At 70.4% G+C, this 14,850-nt stretch carries 17 protein-coding genes; 11 read left to right on the top strand and 6 right to left on the bottom strand.

All coding sequences use genetic code 11. From position 1 onward, the window contains the following. Positions 1-6 precede the first annotated feature (6 nt). A complete protein-coding gene (locus LRM40_RS20200; protein ID WP_310739997.1) occupies positions 7-345 on the bottom strand; it encodes a winged helix-turn-helix domain-containing protein in 339 nt (112 codons plus the stop codon). A gap of 209 nt (positions 346-554) precedes the next feature. Here LRM40_RS20200 and LRM40_RS20195 point away from each other — a divergent pair, with 209 nt between their 5' ends. The 10 genes from LRM40_RS20195 to LRM40_RS20150 all read left to right on the top strand — a co-directional run bounded on the left by LRM40_RS20195 (position 555) and on the right by LRM40_RS20150 (position 8,229). Further along, on the top strand, positions 555-893 hold the full coding sequence (locus LRM40_RS20195) for an ArsR/SmtB family transcription factor (RefSeq protein WP_151123306.1): 339 nt from the start codon (positions 555-557) through the stop codon (positions 891-893). Positions 894-919: 26 nt separating this feature from the next. Beyond that, positions 920-1,450, top strand: a complete 531-nt coding sequence (locus tag LRM40_RS20190; RefSeq protein ID WP_151123305.1) for an ArsI/CadI family heavy metal resistance metalloenzyme — start codon at positions 920-922, stop codon at positions 1,448-1,450. 8 nt (positions 1,451-1,458) lie between these two features. Next, positions 1,459-1,953, top strand: a complete 495-nt coding sequence (locus tag LRM40_RS20185) for an arsenate reductase ArsC (RefSeq protein WP_151123304.1) — start codon at positions 1,459-1,461, stop codon at positions 1,951-1,953. A 13-nt stretch (positions 1,954-1,966) separates the two neighbouring features. Further along, positions 1,967-2,467 (top strand): arsenate reductase ArsC, encoded by a 501-nt coding sequence (locus LRM40_RS20180; protein ID WP_151123303.1) that lies wholly within the window; start codon positions 1,967-1,969, stop codon positions 2,465-2,467. 13 nt (positions 2,468-2,480) lie between these two features. Further along, on the top strand, positions 2,481-3,557 hold the full coding sequence (gene arsB, locus LRM40_RS20175) for an ACR3 family arsenite efflux transporter (RefSeq protein ID WP_151123302.1): 1,077 nt from the start codon (positions 2,481-2,483) through the stop codon (positions 3,555-3,557). Next, a complete protein-coding gene (locus LRM40_RS20170; protein ID WP_231067873.1) occupies positions 3,554-4,102 on the top strand; it encodes a sigma-70 family RNA polymerase sigma factor in 549 nt (182 codons plus the stop codon). Before arsB ends, LRM40_RS20170 begins: the two co-directional genes overlap by 4 nt. A 78-nt stretch (positions 4,103-4,180) precedes the next feature. Next, a complete protein-coding gene (locus tag LRM40_RS20165; protein WP_151123301.1) occupies positions 4,181-5,206 on the top strand; it encodes a permease in 1,026 nt (341 codons plus the stop codon). Positions 5,207-5,240: 34 nt separating this feature from the next. After that, positions 5,241-5,474, top strand: a complete 234-nt coding sequence (locus LRM40_RS20160; RefSeq protein ID WP_151123300.1) for a thioredoxin family protein — start codon at positions 5,241-5,243, stop codon at positions 5,472-5,474. A 7-nt stretch (positions 5,475-5,481) separates the two neighbouring features. Continuing rightward, positions 5,482-7,248, top strand: a complete 1,767-nt coding sequence (arsA, locus tag LRM40_RS20155) for an arsenical pump-driving ATPase (protein WP_151123299.1) — start codon at positions 5,482-5,484, stop codon at positions 7,246-7,248. A gap of 42 nt (positions 7,249-7,290) precedes the next feature. Continuing rightward, entirely contained in the window at positions 7,291-8,229 is a 939-nt protein-coding gene (locus tag LRM40_RS20150) for a sensor domain-containing diguanylate cyclase (protein WP_151123355.1), read from the top strand. A 64-nt stretch (positions 8,230-8,293) separates the two neighbouring features. Here the strand turns inward: LRM40_RS20150 and LRM40_RS20145 are convergent, their stop codons facing one another. Then, positions 8,294-8,482, bottom strand: coding sequence for a hypothetical protein (locus LRM40_RS20145; protein ID WP_151123298.1), 189 nt, complete (start codon positions 8,480-8,482; stop codon positions 8,294-8,296). A 142-nt stretch (positions 8,483-8,624) separates the two neighbouring features. Then, positions 8,625-9,005 carry a DnaJ family domain-containing protein gene (locus LRM40_RS21530; RefSeq protein WP_151123297.1) on the bottom strand — a complete coding sequence of 127 codons (381 nt, stop codon included), beginning with the start codon at positions 9,003-9,005 and terminating at the stop codon, positions 8,625-8,627. Between the two features lie 82 nt (positions 9,006-9,087). On the opposite strand from LRM40_RS21530, the gene LRM40_RS20135 reads away from it, so the two are divergent. Next, positions 9,088-10,176: an NAD(P)H-dependent flavin oxidoreductase gene (locus LRM40_RS20135; RefSeq protein WP_151123296.1), complete on the top strand. Its 1,089-nt coding sequence runs from the start codon at positions 9,088-9,090 to the stop codon at positions 10,174-10,176. Positions 10,177-10,191: 15 nt separating this feature from the next. Here LRM40_RS20135 and LRM40_RS20130 read toward each other — a convergent pair whose 3' ends face one another. The 3 genes from LRM40_RS20130 to LRM40_RS20120 all read right to left on the bottom strand — a co-directional run bounded on the left by LRM40_RS20130 (position 10,192) and on the right by LRM40_RS20120 (position 14,826). Next, positions 10,192-10,833 carry a response regulator transcription factor gene (locus LRM40_RS20130; protein ID WP_151123295.1) on the bottom strand — a complete coding sequence of 214 codons (642 nt, stop codon included), beginning with the start codon at positions 10,831-10,833 and terminating at the stop codon, positions 10,192-10,194. After that, positions 10,830-12,623, bottom strand: a complete 1,794-nt coding sequence (locus LRM40_RS20125) for a sensor histidine kinase (protein ID WP_231067872.1) — start codon at positions 12,621-12,623, stop codon at positions 10,830-10,832. The genes LRM40_RS20130 and LRM40_RS20125 overlap by 4 nt, the downstream gene beginning before the upstream one ends. 103 nt (positions 12,624-12,726) lie before the next feature. Further along, the gene (locus LRM40_RS20120; protein ID WP_151123294.1) at positions 12,727-14,826 is read right to left on the bottom strand and encodes a c-type cytochrome; all 2,100 of its coding nucleotides are present in this window, start codon (positions 14,824-14,826) and stop codon (positions 12,727-12,729) included. Positions 14,827-14,850: the final 24 nt, after the last annotated feature.

Below are 14,850 nucleotides of genomic sequence, written 5' to 3'. Positions count from 1 at the left end.
GGACCGTCAGCCGGCCAAGGCTTTGAGTGCTTCGAGCTCTGCGGCCGAGGTCGCCACGATCCGGTCCTCAAGGGCCTGATACCGCTCAATCAGCGCCTGGCCCAGTGGCGTCAGCTGAGCACCGCCGCCGCCGCGTCCCCCTTTGGTGGTGAGGACCACCGGTTGACCGAACCCCGCATTGAGGGTGTTGATCAGGAGCCAGGCGCGCTTGTAGGGAATGCCCAGTTCCCGGCCCGCTGCCGAAATGGACTTGGTCTGGCCAACCCATCGCAGCAGGTCGATCTTGCCAGGCCCCAGTGAGATCTCGTTGCCGATGTAGACCCGGGGCCGCACGAGTATCGCCAAGGGAGCAGGCTCCGGCTTCGTTGTTCGATCAGTCATCTCGCCAGTCTCTTGTCGCCTCAGGTGTCCAGCAGCGGGAGTGCGGCCCATTCTGCAATGGGAAGCGCTCGAAGCCGATGGAGGCCCGGATGGGACCTTGGCGTGTCGGCCCTGCTCGGGCTGTCTTCAAATCTTCATTTGACAGCGACCAACAATTCCATAATGATGGAAGCATGGAAGAGAAAACCGCTGTCGCCTCGCTGGCTGCCCTGGCCCAGGAAGCCCGCCTGCGGGTGTTCCGCGCCCTGGTGGGGGCCGGCCCCACCGGCATGACGCCGGGCGCCCTGTCCGCCCTGCTGGACTTGCCGGCCTCCACCCTGTCGTTCCACCTCAAGGGCCTGGTGCATGCCGGCCTGGTGAACGTGGACCGCGAGGGCCGCAACCTCTTCTACAAGCCCAACCTGGCGCAGATGAACGATCTGCTTGCCTACCTCACCGCGCATTGCTGCCAGGGGCAGCCTTGCGATGTGCCCGCCACGGCCGCGTCGAGTTGCGGCCCCGCGTGTTGCTGAACCCTCCTCTTGCTGAAGGAACGACCATGAAGCGCTTTCACGTCCACCTGCACGTCGATGACCTGGGCCAGAGCATCGGCTTCTATTCCAAGCTCTTCGCCGCCGAGCCCGCCCGTGTGGAGGCCGACTACGCCAAGTGGATGCTGCAGGACCCGCCGGTGAACTTCGCCATCTCCACCCGCGGCAGCCAGCCCGGCATCGACCACCTGGGCATCCAGACGGACGACCCGGCCGAGCTGGCCGAGATGAAGGCCCGCGCCGAAGCCGCCGACATGGCGCTGCTGGACGAGGGCGAGACCACCTGCTGCTACGCCCGCAGCGAAAAGCACTGGGTCACCGACCCGCAGGGCATCGCCTGGGAGCACTTCCACACCCTGGGCAACATCCCGGTGTTCAAGGAAGCCGGCCAGGCCGAGACCTCGCCGTCGGCCTGCTGCGCACCCAGCGCTGCCCCGGCCCCACAAGCTGCCGCTCAGCCGGAGGCTGCCGCCTGCTGCACGCCCAGCCGCGGCAAGCCCATCGGCATCCCCGTGAAGTCCAACTCCAGCTGCTGCTGAGGCTCACCATGCGCGACAAGGTCTACAACGTCCTGTTCGTCTGCACCGGAAACTCGGCGCGCTCGGTCATTGCCGAGGGGCTGCTCAACGAGATGGGCGGCGGCCGCTTCCGTGCCTGGTCGGCAGGCAGCCACCCCAAAGGAGTGGTTCACCCGCTGGCCCTGGCCGTGCTGGCCGAGCACCACATCCCCACGGATGGCTTTCGGAGCAAGCGCTGGGAGGAATTCGCCCAGCCCGACGCGCCGCAGATGGACTTCGTGTTCACAGTCTGCGACCAGGCGGCCGGCGAGGTCTGCCCCGTCTGGCCCGGCCAGCCGATGACCGCCCACTGGGGCATGCCCGACCCGGCCGCCGTCCAGGGCGATGCCGACACCCAGCGCCGGGCCTTTCTGGACACCTTCGTGACCCTGCAGCGCCGGCTGCGCCTGATGCTGTCCCTGCCGCTGGCCAGCCTGGACGCCCTGGCCATCAAAAAAGAAATCAAGGACATCGGCACCCGCTGAGATCCTTCCCGCCATGACCACCCACGTCCTCATCCTCTGCACCCACAACTCGGCCCGCAGCGTGCTGGCCGAGGGCATGCTCAACCACCTGGCCGCCCGCCTGGGCAAGGATGTCCAGGCGCACAGCGCCGGCTCCGCCCCCAGCGGCCGCATCAACCCCTTCGCGCTGGAGGCGCTGGCCCATGCCGGCATCGCCACCGAGGGCTTCCACAGCAAGAGCTGGGATGCCTTCACCGGCCCGGAGGTGCCGCCGCTGGCCATCGTCATCACCGTCTGCGACAGCGCCGCGGCCGAGACCTGCCCGATTTTCTTCGGCGGCAACGGCCAGCCGGTGAAGGTGCATTGGGGCTACCCGGATCCCTCCAACGAAGAAGGCGTGAGCGACAAGCGCCGCGCCTTCGAGCTGACCCGCCAGGCCATCGGCTACCGCATGCTGCAGTTGCTGGCCCTGCCGCTGGAGACGATGGACCGCCCCGCCCTGCAGGCTGCCCTGCAGGACATCGCCCGCAGCTGAGCAAGAAGCAAAGATGAACACCGCCACCACCCTGCCCACCCCGGCCGCACCCGCCCCCATGAGCGTCTTCGAGCGCTACCTCAGCGTCTGGGTCGCGCTGTGCATCGTGGCCGGCATCGCGCTGGGTCAATTGCTGCCCGGCCCGGTGCAGGCCATCGGCCGCATGGAGGTCGCCCAGGTCAACCTGCCGGTGGGCCTGCTGATCTGGGTGATGATCATCCCGATGCTGCTGAAGGTGGACTTCGGCGCGCTGCACCAGGTCAAGGCCCATTGGCGCGGCATCGGCGTCACGCTGTTCGTGAACTGGGCCGTCAAGCCCTTCTCGATGGCGCTGCTGGGCTGGCTGTTCGTGCGCCAGCTCTTCGCACCCTGGCTGCCGGCCGATCAGCTGGACAGCTACATCGCCGGCCTGATCCTGCTGGCCGCGGCGCCCTGCACGGCCATGGTCTTCGTCTGGAGCCGGCTCACGAACGGCCACCCGCTGTTCACGCTCAGCCAGGTGGCGCTCAACGACACCATCATGGTGTTCGCCTTCGCGCCCATCGTGGCGCTGCTGCTGGGCCTGTCGTCCATCACCGTGCCCTGGGCCACGCTGCTCACCTCGGTGGTGCTCTACATCGTCATCCCGGTCATCCTGGCCCAGCTCTGGCGCAAGGCACTGCTGCGCCGCGGCCAAGCCGCCTTCGACGCGGCCCTGGCCAGGATCGGCCCCTGGTCCATCACCGCGCTGCTGGCCACCCTGGTGCTGCTGTTCGCCTTCCAGGGCCGGGCCATCCTGCAGCAGCCGCTGGTCATCGCCATGCTGGCGGTGCCCATCCTGATCCAGGTCTTTTTCAACTCGGCCCTGGCCTACTGGCTCAACCGCCGCGTGGGCGAGGCCCACAACGTGGCCTGCCCCTCGGCCCTGATCGGCGCCAGCAACTTCTTCGAGCTGGCGGTGGCCGCGGCCATCAGCCTGTTCGGCTTTGAATCGGGCGCGGCCCTGGCCACCGTGGTGGGCGTGCTGATCGAGGTGCCGGTGATGCTGCTGGTGGTGCGGGTGGTGAACCAGAGCAAGGGCTGGTACGAGCAAGGCGCGCGCTGCGCATGAGCGAGGTCGAAGCCCGCCCCTGCCTGATGCAGGCCTGGCACGCCCACGAGCGTGAGCTGCAGGCCTGGCTGGCCAGCCGGCTGGACGACCCGGCGCTGGCGCGCGACCTGCTGCAGGAGATCTTCATCAAGGCCCTGCGCATGGGCCGCCGCTTTTGCGACGTGGCCAATGCCAGGGCCTGGCTGTTCGAAGTGAGCCGCAACGCCTTGTCCGACCACTGGCGCCGCCAGCGCCCCACCGTGGTGCTGGACGACAGCCTGCCCGAGGCCGAGCCGGACGCCGCCCCGGCCGTGGACAGCCTGGCCACCTGCCTGCCCCGGGTGTTGGCCGAGCTCAGCGCCGCCGACCGAGACGCCATCACCCAGTGCGACCTGCTGGGCCTGAGCCAGGAGGCCTATGCCCGGCAGCTGGGCATCAGCCTGGCGGGGGCCAAGTCGCGCGTGCAGCGGGCCCGGCGCCGGCTGCGCGCGCAGCTGGTCGCCTCCTGCCAGGTGGTGCTGGATCCGCAGGGCGGCGTCTGCTGCTTCACGCCGCGGGAGCCCTGAGCGTCGCCCGCGGCGGCGCCCCTGCATCTTTTGGGGCGGTCCTGCGTCTTCTGATGGAGACGACACTGGACACACACGATGACGCCCCTGAAACGCTGGTGGATTGGCCTGGCCGTGCTGCTGCCGGCCTGGTGGTGGGCCTACACCCACCTCACCGCCTTCGCCGACACCCTGCTGGGATGGACGGGTCTGAGCCGCCAGACGGCGCTGGGTGAATCGCTGCACTTCTTCTTCTTCGACACGCCCAAGGTGCTGCTGCTGCTCGTCGGCGTGGTGTTCGTCATGGGGGTGGTGCAGACCTGGTTCGCCCCCGAGCGCACCCGCGCCCTGCTGGCCGGGCACCGTGCCGGCATCGGCAATGTGCTGGCCGCCCTGCTGGGCATCGTCACCCCCTTCTGCTCCTGCTCGGCCGTGCCGCTGTTCATCGGCATCCTCTCGGCCGGCGTGCCGCTGGGCGTGACCTTCTCCTTCCTGATCTCCGCGCCCATGGTCAACGAGGTGGCGCTGGTGATGCTGCTGGGTCTGTTCGGCTGGAAGGTGGCGGCGCTCTACCTGGGGCTGGGCCTGAGCGTGGCCATCGTGGCCGGCTGGGTCATCGGCCGGCTGGGCATGGAACGCCACCTGGAAGACTGGGTGCAGGCCGTGGCCAGCGGCCAGGGCGGGGCCACGGTGGCGGGCGAGCCGCAGAGCATGCTGCAACGCCTGCAGGCCGGCGCCACCCACGTGCGCGAGATCGTCGGCAAGGTCTGGCCCTATGTGGTGGCCGGCATCGCCCTGGGCGCGGGCATCCACGGCTATGTGCCGCAGGACTTCATGGCCACCATCATGGGGCGGGAGGCCTGGTGGAGCGTGCCGGCGGCGGTGCTGCTGGGCGTGCCCATGTACACCAACGCGGCCGGCATCATCCCCATCGTGCAGGCCCTGCTGGGCAAGGGTGCGGCGCTGGGCACCGTGCTGGCTTTCATGATGAGCGTCATCGCCCTCTCGGCCCCGGAAATGATCATCCTGCGCAAGGCGCTCAAGCCGTGCCTGATCGCCACCTTCGCCGGCGTGGTGGCCGGCGGCATCCTGCTGGTGGGCTACGTCTTCAACGCGGTGCTGTGACGGCACCGACCCCGTTCTTCAACCAGGAGTGAACATGAAAGACATCAAGGTTCTCGGCTCGGGCTGTGCCAACTGCCGCAACACCATCGCCCTGATCGAGCAGGTGGCCCGGGACAAGGGCGTGCCGGTGACGATCGAAAAGGTGCAGGACATGCAGGCCATCATCGGCTACGGCGTCATGGCCACCCCGGGGGTGGTGCTGGACGGCAAGGTGGTGCATGCCGGCGGCCTGCCCAGCCGTGACAAGATCGAGGCCTGGCTGAGCTGACACCGACATGAACCTCGTCCCCCACCCCACCCGCTACCTGTTCTTCACTGGCAAGGGGGGTGTGGGCAAGACCTCCCTGTCCACGGCCACCGCCATCCAGCTGGCCGACCAGGGCCAGCGGGTGCTGCTGGTCAGCACCGACGCGGCGTCCAACCTGGACGAGATGCTGGGCGTGCCGCTGCGCAACGCGCCGGTGGCCGTGCCCACGGTGCCGGGCCTGTCGGTGCTGAACATCGACCCGCAGGTGGCGGCCGACCAGTACCGCCAGCGCGTGCTGGCCCAGATGGCCGAGGCCTCGACCGAGGAGCGCAACACGGTGCGCGAGCAGCTCTCCGGCGCCTGCACGACAGAGATCGCGTCCTTCGACGAGTTCTCCGGCCTGCTGGCCGGTGGCGCGCAGGACTTCGACCATGTGGTGTTCGACACCGCGCCCACCGGCCACACCCTGCGCCTGCTCAGCCTGCCCCAGGCCTGGAGCGGTTTCCTGCAGGACAACGACCGGGGCGCCTCCTGCCTGGGCCCGCACTCGGGACTGAAGATGCAGGAGTCCCGCTTCAACGCCGCCCTGGCCACGCTGACCGACCCCGCGCTGACCACCGTGGTGCTGGTGGCCCGCGCCGACCGCAGCGCCCTGGCCGAAGCCGGCCGCAGCGCCCAGGAACTGGCCGCGCTGGGCCTGAACGCGCAGCGCCTGGCCGTCAACGGTGTCTTCCCGGCCGCCCAGGCCAGCGACGCGGTGGCCGCCGCCATCGCCCGCCAGGAAGCCGCGGCGCTGGCCGATCTGCCCGCGGCGCTGCAGCCCCTGCCACAGGTGCAGGTACCGCTGCGGCCCTTCGACACGGTGGGCGTGGGCGCGCTGCGCCAGCTGCTGAGCGACACGCCCCCCAGCCTGTCGGCCCTGCCCCCGGCGCCGGCCGATGTCCAGGCCGAGAGCTTCGGCGCCCTGGTGGACCAGCTGGCCCAGGCCGGGCGCGGCCTGATCATGGTGATGGGCAAGGGCGGCGTGGGCAAGACGACCCTGGCCGCCGCCCTGGCCGTGGGCCTGGTGCAGCGCGGCCATGCGGTGCACCTGAGCACCACCGACCCGGCCGACCACCTGGGCGACACGCTGGTCGGCTCGCTGCCGGGCCTGGACGTCAGCCGCATCGACCCCAAGGCCGAGACGGCGCGCTACATCGAGAAGATCATGGCCGCGCGCGCGCCCGGCCTGGACGAACAGGAGCTGGCCCTGCTGCGCGAGGACTTGGCCTCGCCCTGCACCGAGGAAGTGGCCGTCTTCCACGCCTTCTCGCGCACCGTGGCGCAAGCGCGCAGCGCCTTCGTGGTGCTGGACACCGCCCCCACCGGCCACTCGCTGCTGCTGATGGACGCCACCGGCGCCTACCACCGGCAAATGACCCGCGAGTTCGAGGGCCAGCCGGCCCTGCACGTGGTCACCCCGCTGATGCGCCTGCAGGATCCGGCCTACACCCGGGTGATCCTGGTCACGCTGCCGGAGACGACGCCCGTGTCCCAGGCCGCGGCCCTGCAGGACGACCTGCGCCGCGCTGGGGTGGAGCCCTGGGCCTGGGTGCTCAACCGCTCGCTGCTGGCCACCGGCACCCGCAACCCGCTGCTGCAGGCCCGCCTGAGCGGCGAGCAGTTGCAGGTGCGCCGGGTGGCGTCGGGCCTGGCCCGGCGGCTGCACGCGGTGCCCTGGCAGGCGGAACCGCCCGTGGGCCTGCCGGCGCTGCAGGCCCTGGCAACGACACCGGTATCCGGCGCGTCATCTTGATATGCGATAAGGTGTGCTTTTGCAGAACTGAGCACCACCTTGATGGCTGAGATCAGCGACCTTCCGAACGACAGCGCCGTTTACAAGACCCTGCTGGAATCCACCCGGGCCATTCCCTGGAAGATCGACTGGCCGACGATGAGCTTCAGCTACATCGGGCCGCAGATCGAGCCCCTGCTGGGCTGGCGCCAGGACAGCTGGGTGTCGGCCAACGACTGGGCCAGCCGCATCCACCCCGAGGACCGCGAGCGCGTGGTGAACTTCTGCATCGCCCAGTCCCAGGCCGGGGTGGACCACGAAGCCGACTACCGGGCGCTGACCCAGGACAACGGCTATGTCTGGATCCGCGACGTGGTGCATGTGGTGCGCAACGACCAGGGCGAGGTGGAATCGCTGGTCGGCTTCATGTTCGACATCAGCGAACGCAAGAAGACCGAGGAAAAGCTGCTGGCCCTGCAGAAGGAGCTGGAAGCCCTGTCCTTCAAGGATGGCCTGACCGGCATTGCCAACCGCCGCCAGTTCGACACCAGCCTGGCTCGCGAGTGGGAGAGCGCCCGCCACAGCCAGCAGCCGCTGTCCCTGCTGCTGGTCGATGTGGACCTGTTCAAGCAGTACAACGACCTGTACGGCCACCTGCAGGGTGACACCTGCCTGACCGAAATTGCCCAGACCCTGCGGCTGGCCCTGGTGGGCCCGCGCGACCTGGTGGCCCGCTACGGCGGCGAGGAGTTCGTGCTGGTGCTGCCCGAGACCGACGCCGCCGGCGCGCAGCGCGTGGCCGAGCGCTGCCTGCGCCTGATCGAAAAGCTGGCCCTGCCCCATGCGCAGAACCCGCATGGGCAGCGGGTCACCGTGAGCATCGGGGTGGGCACCCTCACGCCCGGCCCCGGGGCCGAGCCGCAGGATGCCCTGCGGGCGGTGGACCAGCAGCTCTACCGGGCCAAGCAGGAAGGCCGCAACCGGATCGCGGCCCTGGTCTGAGGCCCCAAAAGCACACGCCCCGCCCGGGCGGCATGCACCACGGGCGGGGCGTGCATCGGGCCGTTCAGCGGATGAACGGGGTCAGCTGGGGGGCCAGCATCAGCAGCGTGCGCTGGCGATGCTCGATTTCACGCCGGCGTTGCTCGGCATTCCCCAGTTCGGCGAACTCGGCCAGGTAGGCCGCGCGGCTGTCCTCTTGCGAGGACGGGGTGGTATGGAACAGGTTTTTCAGTACGGTCAGAACGGAGCGCATGGTGTTGTCAGTGCTCTGAGGCACCGTATTTATAGGGAAAACCCCTAATTCTAAAACCCGGCGCCGTTTCCGGCGTGTGACATAGCGCAGGAAACCCTGCGCGGAGCGGGCCCTCCACTGCCCCCGCCCGCCACCCCGCCTATCACACCCGCCCCGTCGCGCGCATGCCCTCCAGCCGCAGGGCCAGGGCCTGTTCCAGCTCGCCCAGCTCCCGCTGCAAGCGCCCGCGCTCCTCGTCGCAAGAGGCTGCGGCGAGCGCCTGGCGCAACGCGGCCCGGCGGTGGAAGAGCTCGATCTCGGGCGGCGACACGCCCGCGTTCTTGAGGATCTTGAACGGCAGCCGGAACTCGACCGGGGTCTCCTCCCAGCCCGCCATCTCGGCCAGCGGCTTGCCGTAGCTGGGGGCGCCCTGCAGTTCCCCCGAGCGCTGGGCCTGGGCCAGATGGTCGGCAATGGCCTCGTCCAGCGTGCGCAGGGCCGCATCGCGCTGCTGACGGGCGTGGGAATCGGTGGGACGGGTCATGGGCTCTCCCGGCAAAGGTGTGCAGCCGCCAGCCTACCCCTGCGGCGCGCAGGCTTGAAGCGCTGGCGAGAGAATCCTCGCCATGCCATCCGACTCTGCCCTGCTGGCCCGCCTGGGCCTGCGCCACCCCATCTTCCAGGCCCCGATGGCCGGCGTCTCCACGCCCCGGCTGGCGGCGGCCGTGTCCAACGCGGGCGGCCTGGGGGCGCTGGGCATCGGCGCCAGCACCGCCGCGCAGGCCCGGGCGATGATCGAAGAGACCTTGGCGCTGACCGACCGGCCCTTCAACGTCAACGTCTTCTGCCACGCGCCGGCACCGGACGACCCGGCCGGTGACGCCGCCTGGCTGGCCCACCTGGCCCCGCGCTTCCAGGCCCTGGGCCTGACCCCGCCGGCGCAGCTGCGGGAGATCTACCGCAGCTTCGTGCAGGCCGACGACGTGTTCGCGCTGCTGCTGGAACTGCGCCCCGCCGTCGTCAGCTTCCACTTCGGGCTGCCGGCGGCGGCATGGATCACCGCGCTGCGGCAGGCCGGCATCGTCACCCTGGCCACCGCCACCTGCCCGGCGGAGGCCCGGCAGATCGAGGCCGCCGGCGTGGACGCCATCGTGGCCCAGGGCATCGAGGCTGGCGGGCACCGGGGCATGTTCGACCCCTCGGCGCCCGACGAGGGCCTGAGCACCCTGGTGCTGCTGCAGCGTCTGCGGCACGAGACCGGCCTGCCGCTGATCGCGGCCGGCGGCCTGATGGACGGCGCGGGCATCCGCGCGGCGCTGGCCCTGGGGGCCGTGGCGGCCCAGCTGGGCACCGCCTTCGTGCTGTGCCCGGAATCGGCGGCCGATGCGGCCTACCGCGCCGCGCTGCAGAGCGAGCGGGCCGAGCACACCCGGCTCACCCGCGTGCTGTCCGGCCGCCCGGCCCGCGGGCTGCTGGGCCCCTTCATCGCCGAAGGCGAACAACTGCCCGCCGGGCTGCAGCCGGCGGCCTACCCGCGCGCCTATGACGCCACCAAGCAGCTGCATGCCGCTGCCAGCCGTGAAGGCGGCAGAGACGAGGCCACCCAGTACGCAGCCCATTGGGCCGGCCAGGGCGCGCCGCTGGCCCGCGCCCTGCCGGCGGAGGTGCTGGTCGACACCCTGGTTGCGGAGATGGCGCTGCCGGCCCAGGCCTGAGAGGCCAGCGCAGCCTCAGCCCTGCGCCTTGGCCACCATGGTGGCCAGCTCGGCCAGCGAGCCCGCCTCCATCTTCAGCATGATGGAGGCGCGGTAGGCCTCCACCGTCTTGACCGACAGCTCCAGCTCGTAGGCGATGACCTTGTTGAGCTTGCCCGCCAGGATGCCGTCCAGCACCTCGCGCTCGCGCCGACCCAGGCGGGCCAGGCGCTCACTGACGGAGCGCTGCCGGCTCTGCCGGGCCAGCGTGTCCTGCGACACCCGGATGGCCGCGCCCACCATGTCCAGCAGGTACTGCTCCTTGAAGGGCTTCTCGATGAAGTCGTAGGCCCCGGCCTTGAGCGCCTGCACCGCCATCGGCACGTCGCCGTGGCCGGTGACGATCAGGATGGGCAAGGGGAAGTGACGCTCGGCCAGCAGGCGCTGCAGCTCCAGCCCGCTCATGCCGGGCATGCGCACATCCAGCACCAGGGCGCCGGGGCGCAGCTGCTCGGGCGGGGGCAGCGCGGCCAGGAAGCTGGCGGCATCCGGGTAGCTTTGGGCCGCCAGCCCGATGGAATCGAAGAGGAAGGCCATGGAGCTGCGCATGGCCTCGTCGTCGTCGACGATCAGGATCAGCGGGGCATCGGCCTCGGCGGGGAGCGTGACGGAACTCATGAGGGGCTGTCCTCGGTGAGGATGGGCAAGGCGAAGCACATGCTCAGCCCGCCGTCGGGTTCATTCGTGGCCCACAGGTGCCCGCCGTGGCTTTCGACGATGGTGCGGCAGATGGACAGGCCCAGGCCCAGGCCCTGCGGCTTGGTGGTGAAGAAGGGGTCGAACAGATGCGCCTGCACCTCGGGCGTGAGGCCGGTGCCGTGGTCGCGCACGGCCACCTCGACCGAGTCGGTGTTCTCCACGCTGCGGCGCGTGGTCACGGTGATGCCGCGGGCCTTGTCGGGGCGGCCGTCCATCACGTCCAGGGCGTTCTGCAGCAGGTTGAGCAGCACCTGTTCGATCTCGATCAGGTCGGCGCTGATCGGCGGCAGGCCCTCGCCCAAATCCACGGTCAGCGGCACGCCGCGCAGCCGGGCCTGGCCCTCGAACATGGCCAGGGTCTCGCGCACCACGTCGTTGATGTCCAGTTGCTCGCGCTGCACCTCGCGCCGGCGCACGAAGCCGCGGATGCGGCGGATGATCACCCCGGCCCGCTCGGCCTGACCGGCGATGCCGCGGGCACCGTTGCGGATGAAGGCCGGGTCGATGCGGCCGGCGTCGATGACGCGGGTGATGCCCTCGGCGTAGTTGGTGATGGCCGCCAGCGGCTGGTTCAGCTCGTGGGCGATGTTGGACGCCATCTCGCCCAGGATGCCCAGGCGCGAGAACTGGTCGCGCTCTTCGCGGTGCTGGCGGGCGGCGCGCTCGGCCGCCTCGCGCCCTTCGATGGCACGGGTCAGCTCGGCGGTGCGGCGGCGCACCAGGGTCTCCACCCGCACCACATGGAAGATCCACCACAGCACGGCCAGGGCCGAGAACACGAACCAGGGCCAGTGCTCGCGCAGGATGCCGCCCAGGGTGGTGTGGCCCAGATAGGCATAGGGGCCGATGCGCAGCTCGCGGAACAGCGCGTGGACGCCGGTGTAGTCCTGCGGCGCGGTCCAGGCCCGGCCGTCCACCGGCGGCATGGTCAGCAGGGCGGCGGTCACCGCCTTGGCCAGATCGGGGGAAGTGCCCGCCAGGCGGGCGAAGGGCCAGTCCGGGTACAGGCGCGAGGACAGCCGGCAGGGGAAGCCGCTGGGCGGCTGTTCGGCCACCACCGCGAACTCGTCCGGCCGCACCCGGCCTGCGGCGATCTCCTGCTCCAGCAGGCAGGTGCGCAGCACCCCGGCATCGGCCCGGCCCTCGCGCAGCGCGGTGATGACCGTGTCCATCGGGAAACCGGTGCTCACCAGGGCCTGCAGGCGCTCGGGCGGCACGCCGGCCTGGTCCATCTCGCGCCAGACCACCCGCCAGCCGCCGAAGGCCTCGGGCGAGACCACGGCCAGGCGGCGCCCGGCCAGGTCGGCAAATCGGGTGGGGTGGCCGGGCCGGTTCAGGGTGATGACGGTGGAGCCCACGGTGTCGGTGGGCACGGCATGGTCGCGGGCTTCCAGCGTGGCCAGGCGGGTCACGCCGTGGCCGGCCTCCAGCTCCACGTAGTCGCCGGGGTTGGTGACGACGAAGTCCACCGTGTGCTCGGCCACCGCCAGCTCGATGCCCGCCGGGTCCAAGGCGGCCAGCTCGAAATGGTGCTGCGGCAGCGTGGCGTTCAGGTGGGCCAGCGTGGGCTCGAAGTCCTGGGCCGCGCGCTCGGAGCCCTGGAAGGCCAGCACCGCGATGCGCACCGTGTCCGCCTGCGCTGCGATCGGCATGACGGCGGCGGCCAGGATCAGGACAGGTGCGAAGAGGAAGCGCGGCACGGTGTTCACGCTAGCACAGGCTGTGGCGAGGGAAAGGCAAAAGGGCCGGCCGCCTTGGGGGCGACCGGCCAACAGGCCCGGTGTCTCAGCGGCCTGACGGAGTTTGCGAGGATCAGTAGCGCGCATCCTTGGGCTTGGGGTCCTTCGGCCAATCCTTGACCTTGTCAGGGAAGTCGGGCCGGTCCTGGTGGGTGAAGTACTCGGCCACGTCCACCGCGTCCTGATCCGACAGACCGCCCTGCCCCAGCGGGAACTTCTCATGGAAGCCGATGGGCATGTTGCGCTTGACGAAGGCGGCCGCGGTGTAGGTGCGGGCCATGCCGGCGCCGATGTTGAAGGACCGGTCACCCCACAGCGGCGGGTAGACGGTGCGGCCGGCCGCGTCCTTCAGGCCTTCGCCGCTCTGGCCGTGGCAGACGGCGCACTGGGCACCATAGACCTTCTCGCCGTTGGCCACATTGGGCACGATCTTCGGATCGACCTTGCCCACGCCGCGGCCGGGCACCTTGTCTTCCTTCTTGGTGGTGCCCTTCATCCAGTCGAAGTAGGCCACCATCGCCTTCATGTCGTCCGAGTCGGGCGGCAGCGGCTTGCCGTTCATCGAGCGGCGGAAGCAGCCGTTGATGCGATCTTCCATCGTGATGACCTTGCCGGCGCGCGGCGCATACGAGGGGAAGAAGGCCGACACCCCGACGTAGGGCGAGCCATCGGCCACCGTGCCCGCGTTCAGGTGGCAGGAGGTGCAGTTCAGATCGTTGCCCACGTTCTTGGGCAGCAGGATGTGGGTCTCGGCGTTGAGCCGCATGCCCCGCACCAGCTGCGCGGCATTGGGCGCGTCCAGGAGCCGGGCCAGGCGCGGCGTCTCGAAGGGCGTCTTGTCGATCTTCGGGTCCAGGCTCTTGCGGGCGTCGGCCACCGCCGCGGCATCCACCGCGCCGGCGCCCTGCCCCCAGCTGGTCCGCACATAGCTCAGGATCTCGGCGATCTCGGCGTCGCTGAGGCGGGCGAAGGCCGGCATGGTGTACACCCGCGGATGGGCGCCGGTGGAGGCCGTCTTCCAGCCCGTCAGCGTGATGTGGATCAGCGTGGCCGGGTCCTTTGCCGCCACGGTCGGGTTGCCGGCCAGGGCCGGGAACACGCCCTTCACGCCACCGCCGTCAGGCCGGTGGCAATCGGTGCAGAACTGCATGTAGCCCAGGCCGCCGCGGCTGGTGTAGGCCGCCACCGGGGTCTCGGTGGCCGAGGCCGCCGCCGAGGCGGCGACAGGCGCGGGCAGCGCCGCCTCGGGCGTGGCCGACGGCAGGGACTTCAGGTAGGTGGCGATGGCCACCAGGTCGGGGTCGCTGACGTGCTGCGTCGAATGCAAGATCACGTCGGTCATGCTGCCCGAGGCGGTGGCAAAGCGGTTCTGCCCGGTCTTGAGCATCTCGACCGTGTCGGGCACGGTCCAGAGGTCACGCAGTTCCACCGCGTTCCAGTGTTCCACCTGGGCGCCCGAGAGGAACAGCGCGCCCTTGGAGCCCATGTCGCTCATGGCCAGTTCCTGGAAGCCGATGCCGCGCGGGGTGTGGCAGGCGCCGCAGTGGCCCAGGCCCTGCACCAGGTAGGCGCCGCGGTTCCAGATGGCGTCCTTCTGCGGGTTGGGCACGAAGGGAGTCTTGTCGGCGAACACCGCATCCCAGTAGGCCAGGCCCCAGCGCTGGTCGAAGGGGAAGTGCATGCCCAGGGGCTTGTTGGCCTGGGCCACCGCCGGCACGCCCTGGCGCAGATAGGCCCACAGCGCGGCCATGTCGTCGTCGCTCATCTTGGCGTAGGACGGATAGGGCATGGCCGGGTAGAGGCGGTGGCCGTCGGCGGCCACGCCCTGGCGCATCGCGCGGTCGAAGGCGGCGTAGCTCCAGCCGCCGATGCCTTGCTGCGGGTCCGGCGTGATGTTGGTGGAGTAGATCGTGCCGAACGGCGTCTCCAGCGCACGGCCACCGGCCATCTCGGGGCCGCCGGGGGCGGTGTGGCAGGCCACGCAATCGCCCAGCTGGGCCACGTAGCGTCCCTTGGCCACCAGGCCGGCCTCGGCCGTGCCGCTGAAACCGGGGGTCTTGGCCTCATCCAGCCGCGGGGGAATGGCCATCCAGACGGCGGCGATGGCGCCCAGGGCCACCACCACACCGGCGGCCCAGGCCAGCCGGCGACGGGGAGTGCTGTCTTCTCTCATGGTGCAAGACCTTTCATCTCTCAA

The sequence above is a fragment of the Ideonella dechloratans genome, assembly GCF_021049305.1.
GTDB lineage: Bacteria > Pseudomonadota > Gammaproteobacteria > Burkholderiales > Burkholderiaceae_C > Ideonella > Ideonella dechloratans.
This window is presented reverse-complemented; position numbering and strand designations above follow the sequence as displayed.